Raw genomic sequence first — 20,130 nt, forward strand, 5'->3', positions numbered from 1 at the left:
GTTTCACCTCACGCACCAACGGCTTCGTCAGCCGATGCTTCTTCGGCCGCAAGCTCGTCTTCGGAAATCCAGCCGGCCTTGAGACGGGCATTGAGCACCATCTGTTCGGCATCGGCGCGCGAAACACCGTGATTGGCCAGCACGCCCGGATAGACCTTGGTCTCGCCGTCCTTGCGTTCCTTCCAACCGGTCAGGTCGTCGGCGGCATAGCCGGCGAAATCCTCGATCGTCTTCACGCCATCCTCGCCGAGCGTCACCATCATGGCGGTGGTGATGCCGGGAATTTCGCGCAGTTCGTCCTTGACGCCCAGCGCCTTGCGCTTCTCGTCATGCTCGGCCTCGATCTTTTCGAGGTACTCGCGGGCACGGGTCTGGATTTCGGAAGCGGTGTCGTCGTCGAAGCCGTCGATCGAGGCGATTTCGCCGGCGTCGACATAGGCGACTTCCTCGACGCTGGTGAAGCCTTCGGAGGCCAGCACCTGGCCGACCATCTCGTCGACATCGAGGGCTTCCATGAACAGCGCCGAGCGCTCGACGAATTCCTTCTGGCGGCGCTCGGATTCCTCGGCTTCCGTCAGGATGTCGATATCCCAGCCGGTGAGCTGCGAGGCGAGACGCACGTTCTGGCCGCGACGGCCGATGGCCAGCGACAGCTGATCGTCGGGAACCACCACCTCGATGCGCTCGGCGTCCTCGTCGAGCACGACCTTGGCGACTTCCGCCGGCTGCAGCGCGTTGACGATGAAGGAGGCGGCCGAGGGCGACCACGGAATGATGTCGATCTTCTCGCCCTGCAATTCGCCGACGACGGCCTGGACGCGGCTGCCGCGCATACCGACGCAGGCGCCGACCGGATCGATCGAACTGTCACGCGAGATGACGGCGATCTTGGCGCGCGAGCCCGGGTCACGGGCGACCGACTTGATCTCGATGATGCCGTCATAGATTTCCGGCACTTCCATGGTGAACAGCTTGGCCATGAACTGCGGATGCGTACGCGACAGGAAGATCTGCGGGCCGCGCTGCTCGCGGCGCACGTCGTAGACATAGGCGCGGACGCGGTCGCCATATTTGTAGTTTTCGCGCGGAATCAGCTCATCGCGGCGGATGATCGCCTCGCCACGGCCGAGATCGACGATGACATTGCCATATTCGACACGCTTGACGGTGCCGTTGACGATCTCGCCGATGCGGTCCTTGTATTCGTCATACTGGCGGTCGCGCTCGGCCTCGCGCACTTTCTGGACGATGACCTGCTTGGCCGACTGCGCGGCGATGCGGCCGAAATCCATTGGCGGCAGCTGTTCGGCGATGAAGTCGCCGAGCTGCGCGTCGGGATTGCGCTCGCGAGCCGAGGAAATGGCGATCTGGGTGGCGTAGTCGTCGACCTTTTCGACCACTTCCATCAGCCGCTGCAGCTTCATCTCGCCGGTGTTCGGGTTGATGTCGGCGCGGATGTTGGTCTCCTGGCCGTAACGCGAACGCGCCGCCTTCTGGATCGCATCGGCCATGGCGGCGATGACGATCGACTTGTCGATCGACTTTTCACGCGCGACCGCATCGGCAATCTGCAGCAGTTCAAGTCTGTTGGCGCTTACTACCATGTTTTTTCTCCCGAGCCTGTTTGCCGGACCTTTGGGGCCGGCAGCTCAATCAACTTTCCTGTTCGTGTTCTTCCGTGGCGTCCGTCTCAGCACCCTCGGGCACGTCGTCATCCGGTTCGCCGCGGCGTTTCTTGGCTTCCTTGCGCGCCCTGTTGTCCTTCGACAACGCATCGCGAATGAGGTCGTCGGTCAGGATCAGCCGGGTTTCGGCAATGGCGTCGTAAGGCACGCGCACTGTCGGTTCCTCGCCATAGGCCGCCTTGTCGCGCTCGATCAGCACGTCGTTCTCACCGGCCTCGGCGATCTTGCCCTTGAATCGCTTGCGATCCGCGACGATGACCGATGTTTCCATCTTTACCAGATGACCGGTCCAGGTCACGAAATCCGATTTGCGCACCAACGGCCGGTCGATGCCGGGCGAAGAGACTTCGAGATGATAGGCCTTTTCGATCGGATCATCGACATCGAGCGCCGGTGACACCGCGCGGCTGACCTCTTCGCAATCCTCGACGGTCATGGTGCCGTCCTCGCGTTCGGCCATGATCTGCAGCGTCAGCCCGTTCTGGCCGGACAGATGCACCCGCACGAGGCGAAAGCCGATGCCGCGCAGCACCGGCTGGACGATCAGCGCAATGCGCGCATCAATGCCGCTTTCGCGGATGATGCGGTCGTCACCTTCGCTTGCCGTTGCAGTCATCAAGTACCTGTCGTTTCGAACCTATCGGCAGGTAATAAAAAAGAGCGGGACCGGGTGGACCCACTCTTCGTCATACCGACCAAGAATTTGACGCTGATATAAACGAACATGGCCGGTGTTTCAAGCCCGCCGTGCCGAACCGGCAAAAGGGTCGACAGCGTCAGCATTGCTCCAGGCGCATGGCCACCATGCGCCAATCCCCCTGTGACATCCGGAGGGGCGCTCTTATTTATTAGCCACGACACGAACAGAAGCGGCGCGCGGTGGCGCGCGAAAGGACAAGATCATGAGCAATCGCAGACTATTTTCCGCCCTGGGCGACCTCTTCACCGCATTCGGCGGCGCGGTTGCCGCGTCGCGCGCCGTGGAAGCCGGCCGCAAGCCGCGCGCCGACGACTTGCGCAAGCTCGGCATGGATCCGGCCATCTTCAACAGAATCGGCCGTTTCTGAAAATCTGGCGAGGGGGCGCGCGCCTATTTCCTGACAAAGGTCAGATAGGCAGGCCGCCGGCCTTCGCGAACGGCCTTCGCCTCGTAACGCGTGCCAGGCCAGCCCTCATAGGGACGATGCCAGTCGGCGGCTTCGGCCGCCTGCCATGCGAAGGCGCCATGCGCCCGGCAATGCAGCAAGGTCCAGTTTACATAGGTATCGATATCGGACGCGAAGCGGAATTTTGAGCCCGGTTTCAAGACGCGCGCGAAACGCTCGAGATTGACCGGACTGACGAAACGCCGCTTCCAGTGCTTCTTCTTCGGCCATGGATCGGGATAGAGAAGATCGATGCCGTCGAGCGAGGCCGGCGGCAGCCAGTCGAGCAGCCGGGTGGCGTCATCGTCATGGACCCGCAAATTGGCCAGCGGCCTTGCCCGCACCGCCATCATCATCTTGGCCATGCCGTTGACGAAGGGCTCGACGCCGATGAAGCCCGTTGTCGGCGCCTCGATGGCGCGGTGCAGAAGATGCTCGCCGCCGCCAAAGCCGATCTCGAGCCGGACGGCCGAAACTTCAGTTTCAAACAGAGTGCGCAGATCCGACGGCGCATCAGCCATCAGATCGAGCCGATAGGCATCAAGCCCGCTTTCCAGGGCCGCCGCCTGCTGCGGACGGACGGGCTTGCCGCGTCGACGACCGAAAAAGGCTTCGGTCGTACGGCTTGGCCTGTCTTGCGGGCTCATCTGGCGGTGCTGGGTCTGTCGCAGCTTCAGGCCGCGACAGCATCCTTGAGCGCCTTGGCGAGATCGGTCTTTTCCCAGGAAAAAGATCCGTCGCGGCCGGCCTTGCGGCCGAAATGGCCGTAGGACGACGTCTTGGCATAGATCGGCTTGTTAAGGTCGAGGTGACGGCGGATGCCCGACGGCGACAGGTCCATCACGGTGCGCAGCGCGTCCTCGAGCTTTGCCTCGTCGACCTTGCCGGTGCCGTGCAGGTCGACATAGACCGACAGAGGCTGGGCGACGCCGATGGCGTAGGAAAGCTGGATGGTGCAACGGTCGGCAAGCTTCGCCGCCACGACATTCTTGGCCAGATAGCGCGCCGCATAGGCTGCCGACCGGTCGACCTTGGTGGTGTCCTTGCCCGAGAAGGCGCCGCCGCCATGTGGTGCCGCGCCGCCATAAGTGTCGACGATGATCTTGCGGCCGGTGAGGCCAGCGTCACCGTCCGGGCCGCCGATGACGAACTTGCCGGTCGGATTGATATACCACATGCAATCGTCGGCGATCTTGAGATCACCAAGCGCCTCGCGGATGTAGGGTTCGACAACCTTGCGGACCTTCTTGGAGTCCCATGTCGCGTCGAGATGCTGGGTCGACAGCACGATCTGGGTTGCCTCGGCGGCCTTGCCGTCGACGTAGCGGACGGTGACCTGACTCTTGGCGTCCGGGCCGAGCTTGCCGGCCTCGCCGTTGTTTTGGTGGCGGGCGGCGGCCAGCAGTTCGAGGATCTTGTGGCTGTAGTAGATCGGCGCCGGCATCAGGTCCGGCGTCTCGCGGCAGGCATAGCCGAACATGATGCCCTGATCGCCCGCACCTTCCTCGCCCTGGCGGTCGGCGGCGTTGTCGACGCCCTGGCCGATGTCTGGCGACTGGCCATGCAGGAGAACCTCGATCTTGGCCGTCTTCCAGTGGAAGCCGGCCTGCTCGTAGCCGATCTCGCGGATCGCCTTGCGGGCGACTGATTTGAATTTTGCCGGATTCACCACCGGGTGGCCCGCGGCGTCCTTGAGGATGTTGCCAGCCTTGTCCTTTTTCAGCAGCGTCTCGGGGACGCGCACTTCGCCGGCGATGACGACGCGGTTGGTGGTGGCGAGCGTCTCGCAGGCGACACGGACCTTCCATGGGTCCATGCCGGTCTTCTTGGCCTCACGGTAGACCAGATCGACAATCTCGTCGGAGATCCGGTCGCAGACTTTGTCGGGATGGCCCTCGGCAACGGATTCCGAGGTAAAGAAGTAGTTCTGCCGCGTCACGGGTGTCCCCTCTTGAAAAACGATCGGCAGGCTGCCGATTTTGGCGCGCCACGTGTTAGCGGGGCAAAGCGCCGCTCGTCAAGCGTTGCCGCCATTCTGGCACGACTGTCGATGTCGATATCTTGTGCCACCGGCGGCGAATGCCGCCGGTTCGAGGCGTATCGAGGGTCAGTCGAGATCGTCGGCGGCGAGTGACTTCACCAGGTCGATGATCCTGCGGCGCACCTTGACGTCGGCGATCTTGACGAAGGCCCGGTTGAGCTGAAGGCCTTCGGGACTGCCGCAGAATTCGACGGCGAAAGCCATCGACGCATCCTCGGAAAAGCCGCGGCCGGCCACCGCTTCCTGGCCCGGCGCATCCTCGAAGAAGAAGGCGACGGGCACGCCGAGTATCGAGGCTATCGCCTGTAGCCGGCTGGCGCCGACGCGGTTGGTGCCCTTTTCATATTTCTGGATCTGTTGAAATGTGATGCCGAGATTCTCGCCCAGCTTTTCCTGGCTCATTCCGAGCATGTTGCGGCGAAGCCGGATGCGGCTTCCAACGTGAATGTCTATGGGATTGGGTTTCTTCTTGTTTTCTTCTGTCATTTTTTCCTCGCCGAATTTTTTCGGCTTTGTGATTTTTTCCCGCCCAAAAAAAGCCGGGGGCGACTGCCCCAACAGACCGATCCACCGACTTCGAGAAATTTTCAGGCGATACAGTATGAGTTTCTAATGTGTCGACTGTCAATTCACCCGTAGCCTTTGCCTTACGCTCAATAGCGCTCCTCCGAGCGCAAACAGCAACATGATCAGGATTCCGTTAATGCGCCGCTGGCCCGAGGAAATGACCGTCTGTCCGGAAATCGGCACCTTCACATCGATGGCTCCGCGAGCGTCGATGGCCAGTGCATCGACGATGCGTCCGTGTGGGTCGACGACGGCCGAGATGCCGTTGTTGGCAGCACGCAGCAAGGGCAATCCGTTCTCCACCGCGCGAATCTGGGCCTGCCTGAAATGCTGATACGGTCCCGGTGTGTCCCCGAACCAGGCATCATTGGTAACGTTCACAATAAGCTGCGCTGACGTAGCGTCAACTGCCACCAGATCGGGAAAGATCACCTCGTAACAGATAAAAGGCAGGGCACGGATGCCGCCCGGCAGTGTGATGGCGTGGCGCTCGTTGCCGGCGGTGAACGTCACCGGTCCGGCGACAAGCTGCGCGATGCCGAAACGGTTGAGCAGGTCGGCAAAAGGCAGGTACTCGCCGAACGGCACCAGATGGACCTTGTCGACGGCATCGACGATCTCGCCTCTGTCGTTGATCGCCACCACGGAATTGTAATAGCGGCTGTCGGTGCTGGCCGCCGAGCCGCCTTCCTCGCGAACGACGCCGGCGATCAGCATCTGGCCATCGGCCAGCATGTCGCCCAGCGCCGTCAACGCGTCGGGGCGCTCGGTGAAGAGGAACGGAACCGAGGTTTCCGGCCAAAGAATGAGTTGCGGCTTGCCGTGACCAGGGTCCGGCGCCTTGGCGGACAGGCCGAGCAAGGTGGCGAAGATGCGGTCGCGCACCGAGGCGTCCCATTTTTCACTGAGGTCGACGGAAGGCTGAACGATGCGGACATCGAGACTGCGCTCCGCCGGTTTTTCAGGAGCGGTAAGCCTGATGTAGCCGAAACCGACATGGGCTGACGCAAGCAGGATGAACAGTGCCGCACCCAGGCGCAGATGCCGGCGCGCCGCCAGCAGCGCCGGTAATGAAAAGAGGAACACGGCAAGCACGTTCATGCCGATCATGCCGGTCACCGACACGCTCTGCATGAGGAGAGGCACCGGCATTGCCGCGTAGCCTATGGCATTCCAGGGAAAACCGGTGAACAGGAAGCCGCGCAGCCACTCCATCAGCCCGAAGCCGAAGGCAAGGGCGGCGATGCGGCCGATATCGCTGCTCCACAGAAGCCGGGCGACCATCGTCGCGAAGCCATAGAAAAAGGCGAGTGCGAAGGGAATGCCGACCACGGCGAAGGGAAGCGCCCAGGCAAACTCATCGGCCTCGACCAGCAGCGCCGAGCCGATCCACCAGAGACCGGCGAGGAAATAGCCGAAGCCGAACCACCAGCCGACGGCGAAGGCCGGCCGCAAGCGTCTGAAAAGGCTGCCTGAAGCTTCGCCGGTCGCGCCGTCGAGCAGCCAGACCAGCAGCGGAAACGAGATGAAGCAGGCGGCGAAGAAATCGTAGGGCGCCTGGCCGAGCACAGCCAGCGCCCCGGCAAGAAAGGCCACGAGCGCACGCCGCCAACCCCAAAGCAGAATTATCCGGCCGGCCAGGCGCTCCATGCATACTTCCGAGTCGCGCGAATCAGGACGCAAGATTTATCAGGCCGCGGCCCGCGCTCCAAACGCCGGCTGATCAGCCGCAATGACCCAGCCACAGCTCTACCGGTGCCAGCCGTCGATGCTGAGACCGCTCAGCCGCTCGGCCTCTTCGCGGGAAACGCAACGGATGGGCTGGGTGAAGGTCCAGACATGGCCCTCGGGATCGCGAGCCCGATACTGGCGTTCGCCGTAGAATTGGTCCATCGGCTCCTGGATTATGTCGGCGCCGGCCGCCCGCGCCTGCTCGCAATGCGCATCCAGGCCATCCTTCAGCCCGACATAGACCGACTGCGTGTTCTTGCCCGAGACCGAAGCCGGGCTCGCGACATAATCGCTCCATTCGGAATCGACGATGATAGTGCAGTCGCCGAACCGCATCTCGGCGTGGACGAGGTTTCCATCGGCATCGCTCACCACCATGCTGCGCTCGAAGCCGAAAGCCGCTTCGAGCCACGCCAGCGCGGCACGCGGATCCCTGTATAAGACACCGGAACCCAGACGTGAATGCTTGAACGGGTCGTCAACCGTCATCGGCAGCGGAAACTCAGGCCTGTTCGGTGCGGGCCGTGGCGCGGCGACGGCGCTCGCCCTTCTGGCTTTGCACGATGCGCACGCGCTTGACGCGGCGCGGATCGGCATCGAGGACATGGAACTCGAAGCCCGGAATGGCCTGCACCACCTCGCCGCGCGCCGGCACGCGGCCAAGCGTGTTGAAGATCATGCCGCCGATCGTGTCGACGTACTCGCCATGTTCGCCGGCGGCAAAATCCTCGCCGATCATCTTGGCGACCTCGTCGATCTCGGCCTTGCCGTCGACGATGAAGACGCCGTCGCCGGCCTGGGTTATCATCGGCTCGTCGTCGTCATGCTCGTCCTCGATGTCGCCGACGACCATTTCGACAATGTCCTCGAGCGAGACAAGGCCATCCGTGCCGCCATACTCGTCGATGACCAGCGCCATCTGCGTGCGCGTCGTCTGCATGCGGCCCATCAGGTCGGAAGCAAGCATCGAGGGCGGCACGAACAGGACCTGGCGGATCAGATTGAGCTCGCCGATGGTGCGCGCGAGGTCGACCTGGGCGAGATCGAGCTGCGTGGCGACGGGCGTCTTCCTGGTCGTGCGCCCCTTCTTGACGCGCGCGAGCTTGGTGATGTGGGCCAGCACGTCGCGGATATGGACCATGCCACGTGGATCGTCGAGCGTCTCGGAATAGACCGGCATGCGGGAATGGCCGGATTGTTCGAAGGTGCCCAGAAGATCGCCGAGCGTCGTGGTGATCTCGACCGCCTCGATATCGGCGCGCGGCACCATGACATCCTCGACGCGCACTTCGCGCAGCCGCAGGATGTTGTTGAGCATGGCGCGCTCGCCAGGCGAGAAGGATTCGGCATCGCTCGCCGTCTCGGCCAGAGCGTCAGCGATTTCCTCGCGCAGGCTGGTGCCGTTGCGCTGCCGAAACAGGCCCAAAACACGATCGAACAGGGAGGGTCCGGCAGGCGAAGGCTCGCTGGCTGCGCCGCCGGTGTTGGCAACACCAGTGGTAACGGTACTCGGACTTGATCCCTCTTCCGACGTATCGGAAGCCTTGGGCGCACTGCCGGCGTCGGGGCGGGCGGCAGTCTCTGGTTTGTCGTTCATCGTCGTCCGGTCAATTGTCAGATGTAGTTACGCGTAGGGATCGGGAATGGCAAGCCTTGCGAGCGCTGCGCGTTCGATGGCCTCCATCTCCTCGGCCTCGGCGTCGGTCTCGTGATCATGGCCCAGCAAATGCAGCAAGCCGTGGATCACAAGATGGGTGATATGGTTCTGCACTGGCTTGTCTTCCAGTGCCGCCTCGCGAGAAACCGTCTCGGCGGCGAGCACGATATCGCCCAGCATCGGCGGCAGTGGGCCGCCTTGCACAAACGGAAAAGCCGGGAAAGACAAGACGTTGGTGGGTTTGTCCTTACCCCGCCATTCGGCATTGAGCATGCGTATATGGGCGTCGTCGGAAAAAACGACGCTGAGTTCGGAACGGCCCGTCACACCGGTCTCGGTGAAAGCAGCACCAACCGCCCGATCGACTAGCCGTGTCAGGCTTGCCTCATCGGGCCAATCACCCGCTTCGACCGATATATCGATGTCGACGGGAGGCTCCCCGTCGCCGGATGAATTGTCCTCAGGCATGAAGCCGCATCGTCAAAAATCAATTCTCGGCGCCGAGGCCGCGCGCCAGCTTGGCGTCGCGGTCATAGGCCCTGACGATTTCCGCCACCAGCGGATGGCGAACGACGTCGACATCGTTGAAACGCACAGTGACCGCGCCGGCCACGCCATCGAGGACACGCAAGGCTTCGACCAGGCCCGATTTGGTGCTCGGGGGAAGGTCGATCTGCGTCGGATCGCCGGTGACGATCATGCGGGAATTCTCGCCGAGACGGGTCAGGAACATCTTCATCTGCATCGGCGTGGTGTTCTGCGCCTCGTCGAGGATGACCGCGGCATGCGCCAGCGTACGGCCGCGCATGAAGGCGAGCGGCGCGATTTCAATGACTTCGGCGGCAATAGCGCGCTCGACCTTGTCGGCCGGCATCATGTCGTAGAGCGCATCGTAGAGCGGCCGCAGATAGGGATCGACCTTTTCCTTCATGTCGCCGGGCAGGAAGCCCAGCCGTTCGCCGGCTTCGACGGCCGGCCGCGACAGGATGATGCGCTCGACCATGCCGCGCTCGAGCAGCATCGCCGCGTGCGCCACCGCCAGATAGGTCTTGCCGGTGCCCGCCGGACCGATGCCGAACACGAGTTCCGACCGTTCCAGCGCCCGCATATAGGCGTCCTGGTTCAGCGAACGGGCATAGATGGTCTTCTTGCGGGTGGCGATCTGGGCCGCGGAGACCTTGCCCTTGCGCTCCAGCGTCGGCAGCGTCAGCTGATCGTCGGCGGCGACCGCCATGCGCACGGCGCCGTCAACGTCGGACTGGCCGATATCGACGCCCTTCTGCAGAATGCCGTAGAGATTGTCCAAGGCACGGCGCGCCTGTTCGGCGGCCGAAGCCGACCCCTTGATGGTCAGCTGGTTGCCGCGCGAGCGGATGTCGACGCCGAGCTTCTGCTCGAGCCGGGCGAGGTTCTCGTCGAACTGACCGTAAAGGGCGCTGGCAAGCTTGTTGTTGTCGAAAGTCAGAACGATGTGCGCCATGTCAGAAGCCCCAGATGCCGGTACCGGGGGCAGGTTCTTCAGCTCTGCTGCGCTCAACCGTCTCTCCTCATCTGCCGAGACCATCAGGCCAATTCGGCGAACAGGCTATTGTAGCCCGTCTTCGTGATTCGCACCTGGATAATGTCACCGATTTCGCCGGCCTTTTCATCAACAATAACCGGCTGCAGCCAAGGTGAGCGGCCGACCTTCTGGCCGGCCTGCCGGCCGGGCTTCTCGATCAGCGTGTCGATGGTGCTGCCGACCAGGCTCGAACCGAAGTCCTGCTGCTGCTTCAACAGCAATGCCTGCAGCCGCTGCAGTCTCTCGTCCTTGACCGTTTCCGGGACATGATCGGCCATTTCGGCGCCCGGCGTGCCGGGACGCGGCGAATATTTGAACGAAAAGGCCGAGGCGTATTTCACCTGGCGCACCAGTTCCATCGTCGCCTCGAAATCGGCCTCCGTCTCGCCGGGGAAGCCGACGATGAAATCGCCGGACAAAGCGATATCGGGCCGGGCAGCGCGGATGCGGTCGAGCAGCGCCAGATAATCCCTGGCCGTATGCCTGCGGTTCATCGCCTTGAGGATGCGGTCGGAGCCCGATTGCACCGGCAGATGCAGATAGGGCATCAGCGACGGCAGGTCGCGGTGGGCTGATATCAGTTCGTCATCCATGTCGCGCGGGTGGCTGGTGGTGTAGCGCAGCCGCGCCAGGCCGGGAATTTCGGCCAGTCGGAACAGCAGGCGGCCAAGGCCCCATTCCTCGCCGTTCTCGCCCTGGCCGTGCCAGGCATTGACGTTCTGGCCAAGCAGCGTCACCTCGCGCACGCCGGCCTCGGCCAGGCGCTCGGCCTCGGCGACGATCTGCGCCACCGGCCGCGACACTTCCGAGCCCCTTGTATAAGGCACGACGCAGAAGGTGCAGAACTTGTCGCAGCCTTCCTGCACGGTGAGGAAGGCGGTTACTCCGCGCTTGATGACCTCGGCGCGCTTCGGTTGCGGCAGATGGTCGAACTTGTCTTCGATGGCGTAGTCGGTCTCGACGATCTTCTCGCCGCCGCGCACCCGCGCCAGCACGTCGGGCAGACGGTGATAGGTCTGCGGTCCGATGACCAGGTCGACGGCCGGCGAGCGCCGGATGATCTCGGCACCCTCGGCCTGCGCCACGCAGCCGGCGACGCCGATTAGCAGTTCGCGGCCGGCAAGGGCGCGCTCCGCCTTCATGTCACGGATGCGGCCGAGCTCGGAATAGACCTTTTCGGCCGCCTTCTCCCTGATATGGCAGGTGTTGAGCAGCACCAGATCGGCCTCGTCGATGGCATCGGTCGCGGTGTAGCCGTCGGCGGCCAGCGCATCGCCCATGCGCTGTGAATCATAGACGTTCATCTGGCAGCCATAGGTCTTGATGAAGACCTTTTTCGCTGCCGTGGCGCGCTTTGCCGACTGTCCGGCCACCGTGCCAATGTCGTCGCTTTCAATCGTGTTCAAGTCCATCCGGCGGCTTCTAACGCCTTTCCGTGACAAAAAACAGACGATTCTCGGTGTGCATGCGCAGGCGCAGGGTCCGGGCTAGCGGCTCGGGCGCGGATCGGCGAGTGCCGCCTGCATCATCTCGCGCACCTGGCTTTCCATCAGCCTGGCCGTTTCCTTGCGATTCGAGCCTTTGGCAAAGGCGACCGGCTGGCCGAAATGCACTTCGACGTCGAGCGCGCCCTCCGCCATCAGCACCTTGAGATGCGGCATCAGGTCCTCGTCGCCGATCCAGGCCGAGATCGGCCGGTGGCGACGGCCGAGCGGCACGCCGTGCAGGCGCGTATAGGCGATCGCCACGGGCTGGATGAACACCTGCTCGGCCGCGCCCTCCGAAAGCGCCATCGAGGCGGCGCCGAAGAGCGTGCTCTTGAACGGCAGGACGGCATTGCCGTCACCGGTCGATCCCTCCGCGAACAGCACCATGGCATCGCCCTTGGCCATGCGATTGGCGATCTCGCTTGCCTGGTCGCCGGAAGAACGCTTGCGTTCGCGCTCGATGAAGACAGTGCGCTGCAGTTTCGACAGCATGCCGATCAGCGGCCAACCTTCCATATCGGCCCTGGCGATGAACTTCACATCGGCAAAGGACCCAAGCACCATGATGTCGGTCCAGGAGATGTGGTTGGAGGCAACCAGCAAGGGGCGCTTGTCGGATAGCGTTCCCTTGACATGGACGCGCATGCCGAGCGCCCTGAGGATCAGCCTGTGCCAGATCTTGAGAATGACGGTTTCCGGCCACCAGCCGGTCTTCATCGACAGGATCTGCAAAGGCACCAGGACCAGCGAACCGGCGACGACAAGGCCCAGGGCCAGGAAAATCCTGATTTTTCCGATCATACTGTCCTGGCCCTGCCATTACAGCGCCGCGCGTCCTCTTGGACGCGCAAAGGACGCTGTAACACCCTAATTGTGGCGCATGATCCTTTCCGAAAATCGGAACCGATTGTCGGGGTCATGCGGCGTCTCGCTAGCGAAGATCGCGGCGCATGACAAGCGCGCCGGTCGGTCCGCGATCGGGCGACTTGTAGTAGTCCGGGCGCTTGCCGACTTCGCGGAAGCCCAAGCGACGGTAGAGGGCGATCGCGGCGACATTGGTCTCGTCGACCTCGAGGAACAGCGCTTCGGCGCGCTGGGCGTGCAGTTCGCGCAGCACCGCATCCATCAGCTGCCAGCCCAGTCCCTGGCGGCGGTGCGAGCGCGCCACCGCGACCGTCAGGATCTCGCCCTCGCCAGCGGCCAGACGGGCCAGCACGAAGCCGACAGGCGGCTTGCCGCCCTGTCCGGTCTCGCGTGCGGCGTAACCGAACACGGTGTCCTGTTCGAGCAGGGCGGCGAACTCGCCATCGGTCCAGGGACGGACAAAATCCTCACGATGCAGCACCGAGACCGCGGGGCTGTCGGTGATCCTGAGCGGCTCGAGCGCATAGTCCCGGCGGCGTGGTTGGAGAAAAGGTATGCGCATTAATTTTGTTGCCTCGAAAGAATAAATCCGGCTTGCGGCTTTGCATCCGCGCCGCGCAGGTAAAGTGGTTTCGGCCTTTCGCCCTCGCCCTTGGCGGCGGCCAGACGGGCGTAGGTGAGAATATCAGCGGTCGCCGTCTGTGGCCCGATATCGAAACCACGGCCGTCCAAGCCCGCGACCTGTGCCGCTGCAGTACCTGCCAGCACAGCAGAGTTGTCCATCGCCAAGGCAGTGGCTTCAGGCAGCGTGGTCACTGCTGGACCGTAAGTCAAAACTAACGCTTTGTCATACAACGCTGCGTGGATCTCCTCGCGGCCGGCATCGAGCGCCGCCAGCACCACGCGGCCGGGAAACGCAGTTGCGGCTTCGGCGGCGAGCGCTTCGAGCGTCGTCACGCCGATCGCCGGAATCTTTAATGCTAGTGCCAGGCCACGCGCGGTCGACACGCCGACGCGCAGACCGGTGAAGGAGCCGGGGCCGACGGAAACGGCAATGGCGCCAAGGCCGGGATAGTCGGTTGCGGCGGCGTTCAGCGCCTCGGCGATGACGACCATCAGGTGCTCGGCATGGCCCTTGCCGAGATCGAGCACCGCGCGGCCAAGCTCCCGCCCGGCCGCCGCGTCGTAGACGCAGGCGGCGCAGAGGCTGGCGGCACAGTCGATGGCAAGCACTTTCATGAAACGACCGGTTCCGAGAAACACTTCCCTGTGCCCGCCAGGGCGCGCCACCGCAAGCATAATTTGTTAAGCGGCTTCGGTTCCGCCGGCGCGCTGTCAGACCGGTTCGATGCGCAGCATGTGGTTGTCCCAGACATAGCCCGGCTCTGACCGTGTCGCGCCGCTGCCCTCGATAATCTCGCCGGCGCCCGTGGTGGCCATGAAGCCCGATCCGTCCGGCGCCAGGCCGCAGACCTCGACCAGCGCGCTGGACGATACGATCCGGCCGCTGGCCGCATCGATCACGACAAGCGAATTGCCTTCCGGCGACGAGACGGCAATGGTGCCGGCAGCCGAATTTGCGGCAACCGAGCCGATATAGTTGCGGAAGCCGGACAGCACGTCCCGCGGCATGTCGAGAAGCCGCAACTCCTTGCCGCGCACGGCGCGGCCGACCAGCAGCGGACGATCCGTACCCGGCCCCCGGTACTGGCAGCCAAACCAGACGGTGCCAGATGGGTCGGTGTCCATGTGGCGGATCGACAGCTGGTGCAGGGAAGCCGGCAATTCATGCTTTTCGATCAGGTCACCGGTGAGGCGGTCGATGAGCACATAGGACGGCTTCATGGTGGCGATGTTGAGCTCGGCACGGCCATAATCGGGATGGGTCTCGATGCCGCCATTGGCGACCGCGATCGTCCGGCCGTCGCCGATGAGCAGGAGTTCGTGCGGGCCTACGCCATAGGTCGGGAATTCGCCGATGCGAGTGAATTTCGCCCGCGCATCGTAGACGCCGACGACGCCGGCCGCATTGTCGAAATCGTTCTCGGTAGCATAGAGCAGCGCGCCGTCGGGCGAGAACACGCCATGGCCGAAGAAATGCCGGCCGGCGATGCTGGCGATGGTCTGCGGCGCGTCACGGCCCGAATGATCGAAAACTACGGCGAAGGTGCCGGGCTGGCGGGCGAAGACCACCGAACGCTTCGATACGGGATCAAAGGTGACGTCATGGCCGCGATCGGGCAGGTCGATCGCATGCAGCACCTTGCCGGCCTCGGACAGCACGGCGGCACCAAAACTGCCGTCGCGCTTGACGAAAGCGGTGGCGAAAACGGCGTCGGCGGCAAGCGTCTTCGCCCAGGCCGACGGCGCCATCGCGGCAACGAAGCCGACACCCCCGGCCTTGAGGAAATCCCGGCGATCGATGAGCGGCGTACGCATGCTCAGTCCCCATCCAGCGAGGAAAACCCGGCCGTCAGGCCGAATTCTGCGGTCAGCCGGGTCCCGATCAGGGTCGACAGGCTGGAGGTGATCAGCGCGAAATGCTCGAGTTTTTCGCGCAGCGCCGGATCGGCGAGCGTCTTGTCGATCGGACCCTGAATGGATTTTGCGGTGGCGACGCCGTTGACCAGCTGGATATGGACGGACTCCGCCATCCAGCGTGCATCGGGCGGCAGAGCATCGCCAAGTTTCGAGGCCTGGAACAGCGCGTCGACGCCGGCGAGATTCCCGGCCAGCGCATTGGCGGTGTTTTGCGACCGCCAGTAGATCGCCTGTTTCGGTTTGTCGGCATCCGGCTTGCCGCCAAGGAACCCCTTCAGGCGGACATCCCTCATCATTTCCAGCTCGTTGATGAAAACACCGACCAGTTCGGTGACCGCTTCGTTGCCGTCGCGGTAGAGCGCGTTCTGCGGTCCCGGATTGGCCCAAAGCGCCGCAAAGCCGTCCGGCTTGTTCCAGGCCGCGCTGACGTCACCGGCCATGGTTTCGATATTGCCGGCAACCGCCGCGCCATAGGCGCAGCGATAGGGATCGTCCTTGCCCGCCAGCGCATCGGCACCGTCGCCGAAAAGCACGAATTCCAGCGCGCCCAGCCCCTGCATGGCGACGCTCTTGCCGGCCAGTTGTTTCGGATCGGTGGCGGTCGGATCCTTGTCCGCCAGCGCCGTCTGCACCTGTTTGAGGCCAATGCTCTTGCGATCCGGCCAGTAGAGCGTGCGCTCCAGCCGGTTGTTCTCCTTGATCGGTCCGAAACCGATGATTTCGGCCGACGACCAGGCATAGACCGTGGCGGAAAATTCGGCCCGCACCGCATCGAGTCCCCCCTGCGAGGGCGCTTCGCAGAGCCTGTGCATCGCTTGCGTCAACGCTTCGGCATGCTGGTGCAAGCCGGCATAGGCCGGACGGACAAAGCCGTCGATCGCCCGCTGGATGATGTCGGAGGCTTTCACCGCCGCCGAGGCGGGGAAAACACCGAGCAGAGCCAGCGGAAGGACGAGAACCAGTGCAGAGCGCTTCAACATCACAGTGACTCCAGGAATTTGACCAGCACATCGCGCTCGGCCGCGTTGGCGGTGGCAAAGCGGTCGCGCACCTTCTGCGCCTCGCCACCATGCCACAGGATCGCCTCGGTCAGGCTGCGCGCGCGGCCATCATGCAGAAAGAAGGAATTGCCGTTGACGGTTTCGGTGAGGCCGATGCCCCACAGCGGCGGGGTGCGCCATTCGCTGCCCGTCGCATCGCCCACCGCCTGGCCGTCGGCCAGGTCAGGCCCCATGTCGTGCAGCAGGAAGTCGGAATAAGGCCAGATCAACTGGAAGGCCTGCGCCTTTTTGGGCGCGTCGCGGCGGGTGACGAATTTCGGCGTGTGGCAGGAAACGCAGCCGATCTCGTAAAAGAGCTTCTTGCCGGCGAGCACATCAGGCGCAGCGAGGTCGCGGCGTGCCGGCACGGCCAGGTTCTGCGAATAGAAGGTGACGAGATCCATCACCGGCGGCGGCGCCTCGACCGGACCGAGGCGGGCCTGCACGCCATTCGGCATGGCCAGGCATTTTGCCTCAGCGGCGGTGCAATCGCCCCAGTGCTTTGGTTCTTCCGGCGTCGAGATGCCGATGTCGCCGGCGAAGGCGTCCGCCGCCTGCTGGCGGATCGTCGCGGTCTGTGCTTTCCAGCCGAAACGGCCAAGCGTCAGGTTGCCACTCAGCCCGTCACGCACAATGTTCGGCTTGCCGGAGATGCCGTCATTATCGCGGTCTTCCGGATCGGCGTGAACAAGAATATCGGCCGGTGCGATCTGCTCGATCAGGCCAAGGCCGATCATCGGCGGCGTCAGACGCGGCGACAGCGTGGTGCGCGGATCAAGCGGCCCATAGGCGAGATCGGTGACGGAATAGCTGGGCTTGCGCAGGGAAACCGCCGTGCCGTCCGCCAGCGTCACCTGCCGTTCCTGATAATCGACGCGCATCCGGCCTTCGCCGCGCAAGCCGGGCACAGCCAGCTCCTGCAATTGCGTTCCATAGACCGGGTCGGGGAAATTGGTCAGCTCGCGGTCGGCAAGGGCTGCCTTTTCCTCGGCGTTGCTGGCATCGCGCGCCAGCCGCAGGAACATCGAGGTGGTGCCGGTATCGCCTTGCGGCGGGCGACCGCGGCCGTCCTTCAGATGGCAGTTCTGGCAGGCGCGTTCGTTGAACAGCGGACCCAGCCCGTCCGACGCCTGCGTCGAAGATGGCGACGACACCCAGTTCTTGCGGAAGAGGGCGTTGCCGAGCTTGAAAGCGCCCTCTTCCTCGAAGGTGATGTTGGCTGAGGATTGGGAGAAGGAATCGCGGCTGACGTCCTTCCGTGATGTGCCGGCGCCACCTTGCATCAGTTCGAACGGCTCGGGCTTGGAGAAATCCGTGGTCGGCCTGGTGACGGCGGCGACGCGCGCCTGATCCTTGGCATTGAGGTCGCTGCGCGTGGTGGCGAGCCCGGCCGGCTGAAGCTCGCCGGCAAGCGCGGACGATGTCAGCGCCAACACGAGAATGGCGCAGCATCGACGAGCCAATCCAGCAGGTCTGTTCAGGCGGAACGGCGAGCCGTCGGCCCGCCGCAAGCGGCGCGGGAATTCTAGCAGGCGCCGCATTCCCGCATGCCTTTACTCCGCCTCGTTGGCCGAGTCGGCGTTGAGCTGGCCATATTTCTCCTCGCCGATCGAGGCGAGCAGGTCGAGCTGCGTCTCGAGGAAGTCGATGTGACCTTCCTCGTCAGCCAGCAGATCCTCAAACAGTTTCATCGTCACGTAGTCGCCCACCTCATGGCAGATTTCGCGCGAACGCTTGTAGGCCGTGCGCGCGTCATATTCGCCGGCAAGGTCGGATTCGAGCACTTCCTTGACGTTCTGCCCGATGCGCAGCGGCGCCACGGACTGCAGGTTCGGATGGCCTTCAAGGAAGATGATCCGGGCGATGAGCCTGTCGGCGTGGTGCATCTCCTCAATCGATTCCGCCCGCTCCTTCTTGGCCAGCTTCGTGTACCCCCAATCCTCCAGCAGACGGAAATGCACCCAATATTGATTGACAGCTCCAAGCTCCAGGAAAAGAGCCTCGTTAAGCCGCTCGATGATCAGACTTTCGCCTTTCATGGGTTCTGCTCCCGTATTGGACGCGCAGGCCTCTGACGCGATCCAGGTGTGAAACGACATCGACGCCGCTCGCCTCGGAGCGGGCGTGGTAACTTTCGGTAACCCGAATGATCGTTTCGACCACATTTGGGAAACAGCCGCAACAGCGGCCACGCTTTTGCATCGCGTGATAGACCTTGGCCGGCACGATGAGTTGCCAGGGGTCCAGGTCCAGCAGCCCGATGATCGTCTGTTCGATCTCCTTCTCGGTGATGATGTTGCAATGGCAGATCAGCATTTACAGTGCTCGGATGGCTGACGGCGCCTCCCGCGCCGTGTGGCTTGTTCAGGTCCCGGAGCCCATTCCGAAGCCGATTATCAGCTTCCGGCCAGGCTCCAGGTTTCGGCGCTTACTTGAACACCTTGTCGGGTGCGTCGAGGCTGTCGGATCCTTCGAAGGCGATGGCGTTGAGGTTCAGCGAGCCGACCGCACGTTCGATCGATTTGGTCTGGTCGATCAGCGCGTCGATCGCCGCCTGCACGGTGGCGTTGCCCGCCGCGTTACCCTCGGCGATCTGTTGGTCATAGGCCTCGCCGGCCTCGGCCCGCGCCTTGATCGCCTCCATCTTGGCGACGGTGACGTCGAGCTTGTCGGACAGTTCCTTGTCGATCGCCGGATCGGCCGCCTTGACCATGTCATGCACCGAAGGTCCGGAAACGACAGTGCCGTCGAGGCGCGTGTAGCTGGCCAGGTAGGCGGCGCGGATACCGATCGCATCATAGAGGTGCGAATTGTAGGTGTTGTCGGAGAAGCAGTCTTGCTCCTCCTCCGGATCATGCAGCATCAAGCCGAGTTTCATGCGTTCACCGGCCAGTTCGCCGTAGGACAGAGAGCCCATGCCGGTGAAGATGACCGAGATCGCCGTGTTCGGCTCGCCATCGACCAGGTTCTTGCGTGCGGCCCCGTCTGCCTTCCAGTCGTTAACCATCTTCTGCAGGTCCGAAACCAGAAGGGTGGTGACGGACTTCAGATATTCGGCACGGCGGTCACAATTGCCGCCGGTGCAGTTCTTGAGGTCGTAGTCGGTGTAAGGGCGCTCGCCGGCGCCCGGGCCGGTGCCGTGCAGGTCCTGGCCCCAGAGCAGGAATTCGATGGCGTGATAGCCGGTGGCGACATTGGCCTCGACGCCGCCGGCTTGCTGCAACGTGCCGGAGAGGAATTCCGGCGAAAGCTTCGAGGCATCGACCTTCTTGCCGTTGATCTCGATTTCCTTGTTGGCGATCACATTGGCGGTATAGAGCGAATTCGTGTCCGATTCCGTGCCGTAGCTCTTGGCGACATAGTCGATCAGGCCTTCGTCCAGCGGCCAGGAATTCACCTCACCTTCCCAGTCGTCGACGATCTTGTTGCCGAAGCGGTAGACCTCGGTCTGCTGGTAGGGCACGCGCGATGCCTTCCAGGCGTCGCGGGCGGCATTGAGCGTTTCCACCGAGGGGTTGGCCAGCAGCGCATCGACGGCCTTGTCGAGAGCCTGCGCCGTGGTCAGTGAATCCTCATATTTGGCAAGCGCGATATCGGAATAAGTCTTGATGACCGCTTTCGCGTCGGTTTCCGCCTTGGCAGGCAGCACGAACACCGCCGCCGTCAGCAGCGCCGTGGCACCAATCGCCGCCAGCCTGCCGCCATACCGTGCTGTCATTATCACTCTCCAGTTTCTCGGAAATTCCGTAAGCGGCGCGCGCGGCGACCGGCGCGGGGCCACGTCGTTGCCAAAAGCGCCAGACTTGCCGCG

21 protein-coding genes are annotated in these 20,130 nt (G+C 63.4%); 1 reads left to right on the forward strand and 20 read right to left on the reverse strand.

The annotated features are described in order from the left end of the window. Positions 1 to 8 precede the first annotated feature (8 nt). Both nusA and rimP read right to left on the reverse strand, forming a co-directional pair. Complete coding sequence (gene nusA / locus JG747_RS00110; protein WP_010913320.1) at positions 9 to 1,604, reverse strand: transcription termination factor NusA; 1,596 nt, start codon at positions 1,602 to 1,604, stop codon at positions 9 to 11. Positions 1,605 to 1,653: 49 nt separating this feature from the next. Further along, positions 1,654 to 2,301: a ribosome maturation factor RimP gene (rimP, locus tag JG747_RS00115; protein ID WP_064984619.1), complete on the reverse strand. Its 648-nt coding sequence runs from the start codon at positions 2,299 to 2,301 to the stop codon at positions 1,654 to 1,656. A 286-nt stretch (positions 2,302 to 2,587) separates the two neighbouring features. Here rimP and JG747_RS00120 point away from each other — a divergent pair, with 286 nt between their 5' ends. Further along, the gene (locus JG747_RS00120; protein WP_019863068.1) at positions 2,588 to 2,752 is read left to right on the forward strand and encodes a hypothetical protein; all 165 of its coding nucleotides are present in this window, start codon (positions 2,588 to 2,590) and stop codon (positions 2,750 to 2,752) included. Between the two features lie 23 nt (positions 2,753 to 2,775). Here JG747_RS00120 and trmB read toward each other — a convergent pair whose 3' ends face one another. The 18 genes from trmB to JG747_RS00210 form a co-directional block, all read right to left on the reverse strand. Then, positions 2,776 to 3,477 carry a tRNA (guanine(46)-N(7))-methyltransferase TrmB gene (trmB, locus tag JG747_RS00125; RefSeq protein ID WP_202360916.1) on the reverse strand — a complete coding sequence of 234 codons (702 nt, stop codon included), beginning with the start codon at positions 3,475 to 3,477 and terminating at the stop codon, positions 2,776 to 2,778. A gap of 26 nt (positions 3,478 to 3,503) precedes the next feature. Then, positions 3,504 to 4,769 carry a methionine adenosyltransferase gene (gene metK / locus JG747_RS00130; RefSeq protein WP_010913316.1) on the reverse strand — a complete coding sequence of 422 codons (1,266 nt, stop codon included), beginning with the start codon at positions 4,767 to 4,769 and terminating at the stop codon, positions 3,504 to 3,506. 168 nt (positions 4,770 to 4,937) lie between these two features. Continuing rightward, positions 4,938 to 5,357, reverse strand: a complete 420-nt coding sequence (locus JG747_RS00135; protein WP_027047724.1) for a helix-turn-helix domain-containing protein — start codon at positions 5,355 to 5,357, stop codon at positions 4,938 to 4,940. 138 nt (positions 5,358 to 5,495) lie between these two features. Beyond that, positions 5,496 to 7,088 (reverse strand): apolipoprotein N-acyltransferase, encoded by a 1,593-nt coding sequence (lnt, locus tag JG747_RS00140; protein ID WP_202360917.1) that lies wholly within the window; start codon positions 7,086 to 7,088, stop codon positions 5,496 to 5,498. A gap of 99 nt (positions 7,089 to 7,187) precedes the next feature. Further along, on the reverse strand, positions 7,188 to 7,658 hold the full coding sequence (locus JG747_RS00145) for a VOC family protein (protein WP_202360918.1): 471 nt from the start codon (positions 7,656 to 7,658) through the stop codon (positions 7,188 to 7,190). Between the two features lie 13 nt (positions 7,659 to 7,671). Then, on the reverse strand, positions 7,672 to 8,766 hold the full coding sequence (locus JG747_RS00150) for a hemolysin family protein (protein WP_019863065.1): 1,095 nt from the start codon (positions 8,764 to 8,766) through the stop codon (positions 7,672 to 7,674). 27 nt (positions 8,767 to 8,793) lie between these two features. Then, complete coding sequence (gene ybeY, locus JG747_RS00155) at positions 8,794 to 9,294, reverse strand: rRNA maturation RNase YbeY (RefSeq protein ID WP_038652028.1); 501 nt, start codon at positions 9,292 to 9,294, stop codon at positions 8,794 to 8,796. 19 nt (positions 9,295 to 9,313) lie between these two features. Beyond that, positions 9,314 to 10,306 (reverse strand): PhoH family protein, encoded by a 993-nt coding sequence (locus tag JG747_RS00160; RefSeq protein ID WP_019863063.1) that lies wholly within the window; start codon positions 10,304 to 10,306, stop codon positions 9,314 to 9,316. Positions 10,307 to 10,389: 83 nt separating this feature from the next. Next, positions 10,390 to 11,691, reverse strand: coding sequence for a tRNA (N6-isopentenyl adenosine(37)-C2)-methylthiotransferase MiaB (gene miaB / locus JG747_RS00165; RefSeq protein ID WP_446720623.1), 1,302 nt, complete (start codon positions 11,689 to 11,691; stop codon positions 10,390 to 10,392). 183 nt (positions 11,692 to 11,874) lie between these two features. Continuing rightward, positions 11,875 to 12,675, reverse strand: coding sequence for a lysophospholipid acyltransferase family protein (locus JG747_RS00170; protein WP_038652022.1), 801 nt, complete (start codon positions 12,673 to 12,675; stop codon positions 11,875 to 11,877). Positions 12,676 to 12,805: 130 nt separating this feature from the next. After that, positions 12,806 to 13,300 (reverse strand): ribosomal protein S18-alanine N-acetyltransferase, encoded by a 495-nt coding sequence (rimI, locus tag JG747_RS00175; protein ID WP_019863060.1) that lies wholly within the window; start codon positions 13,298 to 13,300, stop codon positions 12,806 to 12,808. Beyond that, complete coding sequence (gene tsaB, locus JG747_RS00180) at positions 13,300 to 13,977, reverse strand: tRNA (adenosine(37)-N6)-threonylcarbamoyltransferase complex dimerization subunit type 1 TsaB (protein ID WP_202360919.1); 678 nt, start codon at positions 13,975 to 13,977, stop codon at positions 13,300 to 13,302. Before tsaB ends, rimI begins: the two co-directional genes overlap by 1 nt. A 96-nt stretch (positions 13,978 to 14,073) precedes the next feature. Next, a complete protein-coding gene (locus JG747_RS00185) occupies positions 14,074 to 15,177 on the reverse strand; it encodes a DUF1513 domain-containing protein (RefSeq protein WP_202360920.1) in 1,104 nt (367 codons plus the stop codon). Between the two features lie 2 nt (positions 15,178 to 15,179). Continuing rightward, positions 15,180 to 16,259 carry an imelysin family protein gene (locus tag JG747_RS00190; RefSeq protein ID WP_202360921.1) on the reverse strand — a complete coding sequence of 360 codons (1,080 nt, stop codon included), beginning with the start codon at positions 16,257 to 16,259 and terminating at the stop codon, positions 15,180 to 15,182. Further along, complete coding sequence (locus tag JG747_RS00195) at positions 16,259 to 17,860, reverse strand: di-heme oxidoreductase family protein (protein ID WP_202360922.1); 1,602 nt, start codon at positions 17,858 to 17,860, stop codon at positions 16,259 to 16,261. The genes JG747_RS00190 and JG747_RS00195 overlap by 1 nt, the downstream gene beginning before the upstream one ends. Positions 17,861 to 17,872: 12 nt before the next feature. Next, positions 17,873 to 18,358: a bacterioferritin gene (gene bfr, locus JG747_RS00200; RefSeq protein ID WP_019863056.1), complete on the reverse strand. Its 486-nt coding sequence runs from the start codon at positions 18,356 to 18,358 to the stop codon at positions 17,873 to 17,875. Then, complete coding sequence (locus tag JG747_RS00205) at positions 18,324 to 18,635, reverse strand: (2Fe-2S)-binding protein (RefSeq protein ID WP_038652007.1); 312 nt, start codon at positions 18,633 to 18,635, stop codon at positions 18,324 to 18,326. The genes bfr and JG747_RS00205 overlap by 35 nt, the downstream gene beginning before the upstream one ends. A gap of 112 nt (positions 18,636 to 18,747) precedes the next feature. Next, positions 18,748 to 20,037, reverse strand: a complete 1,290-nt coding sequence (locus JG747_RS00210; RefSeq protein WP_202360923.1) for an imelysin family protein — start codon at positions 20,035 to 20,037, stop codon at positions 18,748 to 18,750. Between the last annotated feature and the right edge of the window lie 93 nt (positions 20,038 to 20,130).

Source organism: Mesorhizobium sp. 131-3-5 (genome assembly GCF_016756575.1).
In the GTDB taxonomy this organism is placed as follows: domain Bacteria; phylum Pseudomonadota; class Alphaproteobacteria; order Rhizobiales; family Rhizobiaceae; genus Mesorhizobium; species Mesorhizobium jarvisii.

What these genes read in the sequence shown, in the direction of transcription:
- lnt (WP_202360917.1), bottom strand. Translation starts at nt 7,088, where the DNA reads ATGGAGCGCCTGGCCGGCCGGATAATTCTGCTTTGGGGTTGGCGGCGT.
- miaB (WP_446720623.1), bottom strand. Translation starts at nt 11,691, where the DNA reads ATGAACGTCTATGATTCACAGCGCATGGGCGATGCGCTGGCCGCCGAC.
- JG747_RS00190 (WP_202360921.1), bottom strand. Translation starts at nt 16,259, where the DNA reads ATGTTGAAGCGCTCTGCACTGGTTCTCGTCCTTCCGCTGGCTCTGCTC.
- JG747_RS00195 (WP_202360922.1), bottom strand. Translation starts at nt 17,860, where the DNA reads ATGCGGCGCCTGCTAGAATTCCCGCGCCGCTTGCGGCGGGCCGACGGC.
- JG747_RS00135 (WP_027047724.1), bottom strand. Translation starts at nt 5,357, where the DNA reads ATGACAGAAGAAAACAAGAAGAAACCCAATCCCATAGACATTCACGTT.
- bfr (WP_019863056.1), bottom strand. Translation starts at nt 18,358, where the DNA reads ATGAAAGGCGAAAGTCTGATCATCGAGCGGCTTAACGAGGCTCTTTTC.
- JG747_RS00150 (WP_019863065.1), bottom strand. Translation starts at nt 8,766, where the DNA reads ATGAACGACAAACCAGAGACTGCCGCCCGCCCCGACGCCGGCAGTGCG.
- rimP (WP_064984619.1), bottom strand. Translation starts at nt 2,301, where the DNA reads ATGACTGCAACGGCAAGCGAAGGTGACGACCGCATCATCCGCGAAAGC.
- JG747_RS00120 (WP_019863068.1), top strand. Translation starts at nt 2,588, where the DNA reads ATGAGCAATCGCAGACTATTTTCCGCCCTGGGCGACCTCTTCACCGCA.
- JG747_RS00170 (WP_038652022.1), bottom strand. Translation starts at nt 12,675, where the DNA reads ATGATCGGAAAAATCAGGATTTTCCTGGCCCTGGGCCTTGTCGTCGCC.
- JG747_RS00205 (WP_038652007.1), bottom strand. Translation starts at nt 18,635, where the DNA reads ATGCTGATCTGCCATTGCAACATCATCACCGAGAAGGAGATCGAACAG.
- ybeY (WP_038652028.1), bottom strand. Translation starts at nt 9,294, where the DNA reads ATGCCTGAGGACAATTCATCCGGCGACGGGGAGCCTCCCGTCGACATC.
- tsaB (WP_202360919.1), bottom strand. Translation starts at nt 13,977, where the DNA reads ATGAAAGTGCTTGCCATCGACTGTGCCGCCAGCCTCTGCGCCGCCTGC.
- JG747_RS00185 (WP_202360920.1), bottom strand. Translation starts at nt 15,177, where the DNA reads ATGCGTACGCCGCTCATCGATCGCCGGGATTTCCTCAAGGCCGGGGGT.
- rimI (WP_019863060.1), bottom strand. Translation starts at nt 13,300, where the DNA reads ATGCGCATACCTTTTCTCCAACCACGCCGCCGGGACTATGCGCTCGAG.
- trmB (WP_202360916.1), bottom strand. Translation starts at nt 3,477, where the DNA reads ATGAGCCCGCAAGACAGGCCAAGCCGTACGACCGAAGCCTTTTTCGGT.
- JG747_RS00145 (WP_202360918.1), bottom strand. Translation starts at nt 7,658, where the DNA reads ATGACGGTTGACGACCCGTTCAAGCATTCACGTCTGGGTTCCGGTGTC.
- nusA (WP_010913320.1), bottom strand. Translation starts at nt 1,604, where the DNA reads ATGGTAGTAAGCGCCAACAGACTTGAACTGCTGCAGATTGCCGATGCG.
- JG747_RS00210 (WP_202360923.1), bottom strand. Translation starts at nt 20,037, where the DNA reads ATGACAGCACGGTATGGCGGCAGGCTGGCGGCGATTGGTGCCACGGCG.
- JG747_RS00160 (WP_019863063.1), bottom strand. Translation starts at nt 10,306, where the DNA reads ATGGCGCACATCGTTCTGACTTTCGACAACAACAAGCTTGCCAGCGCC.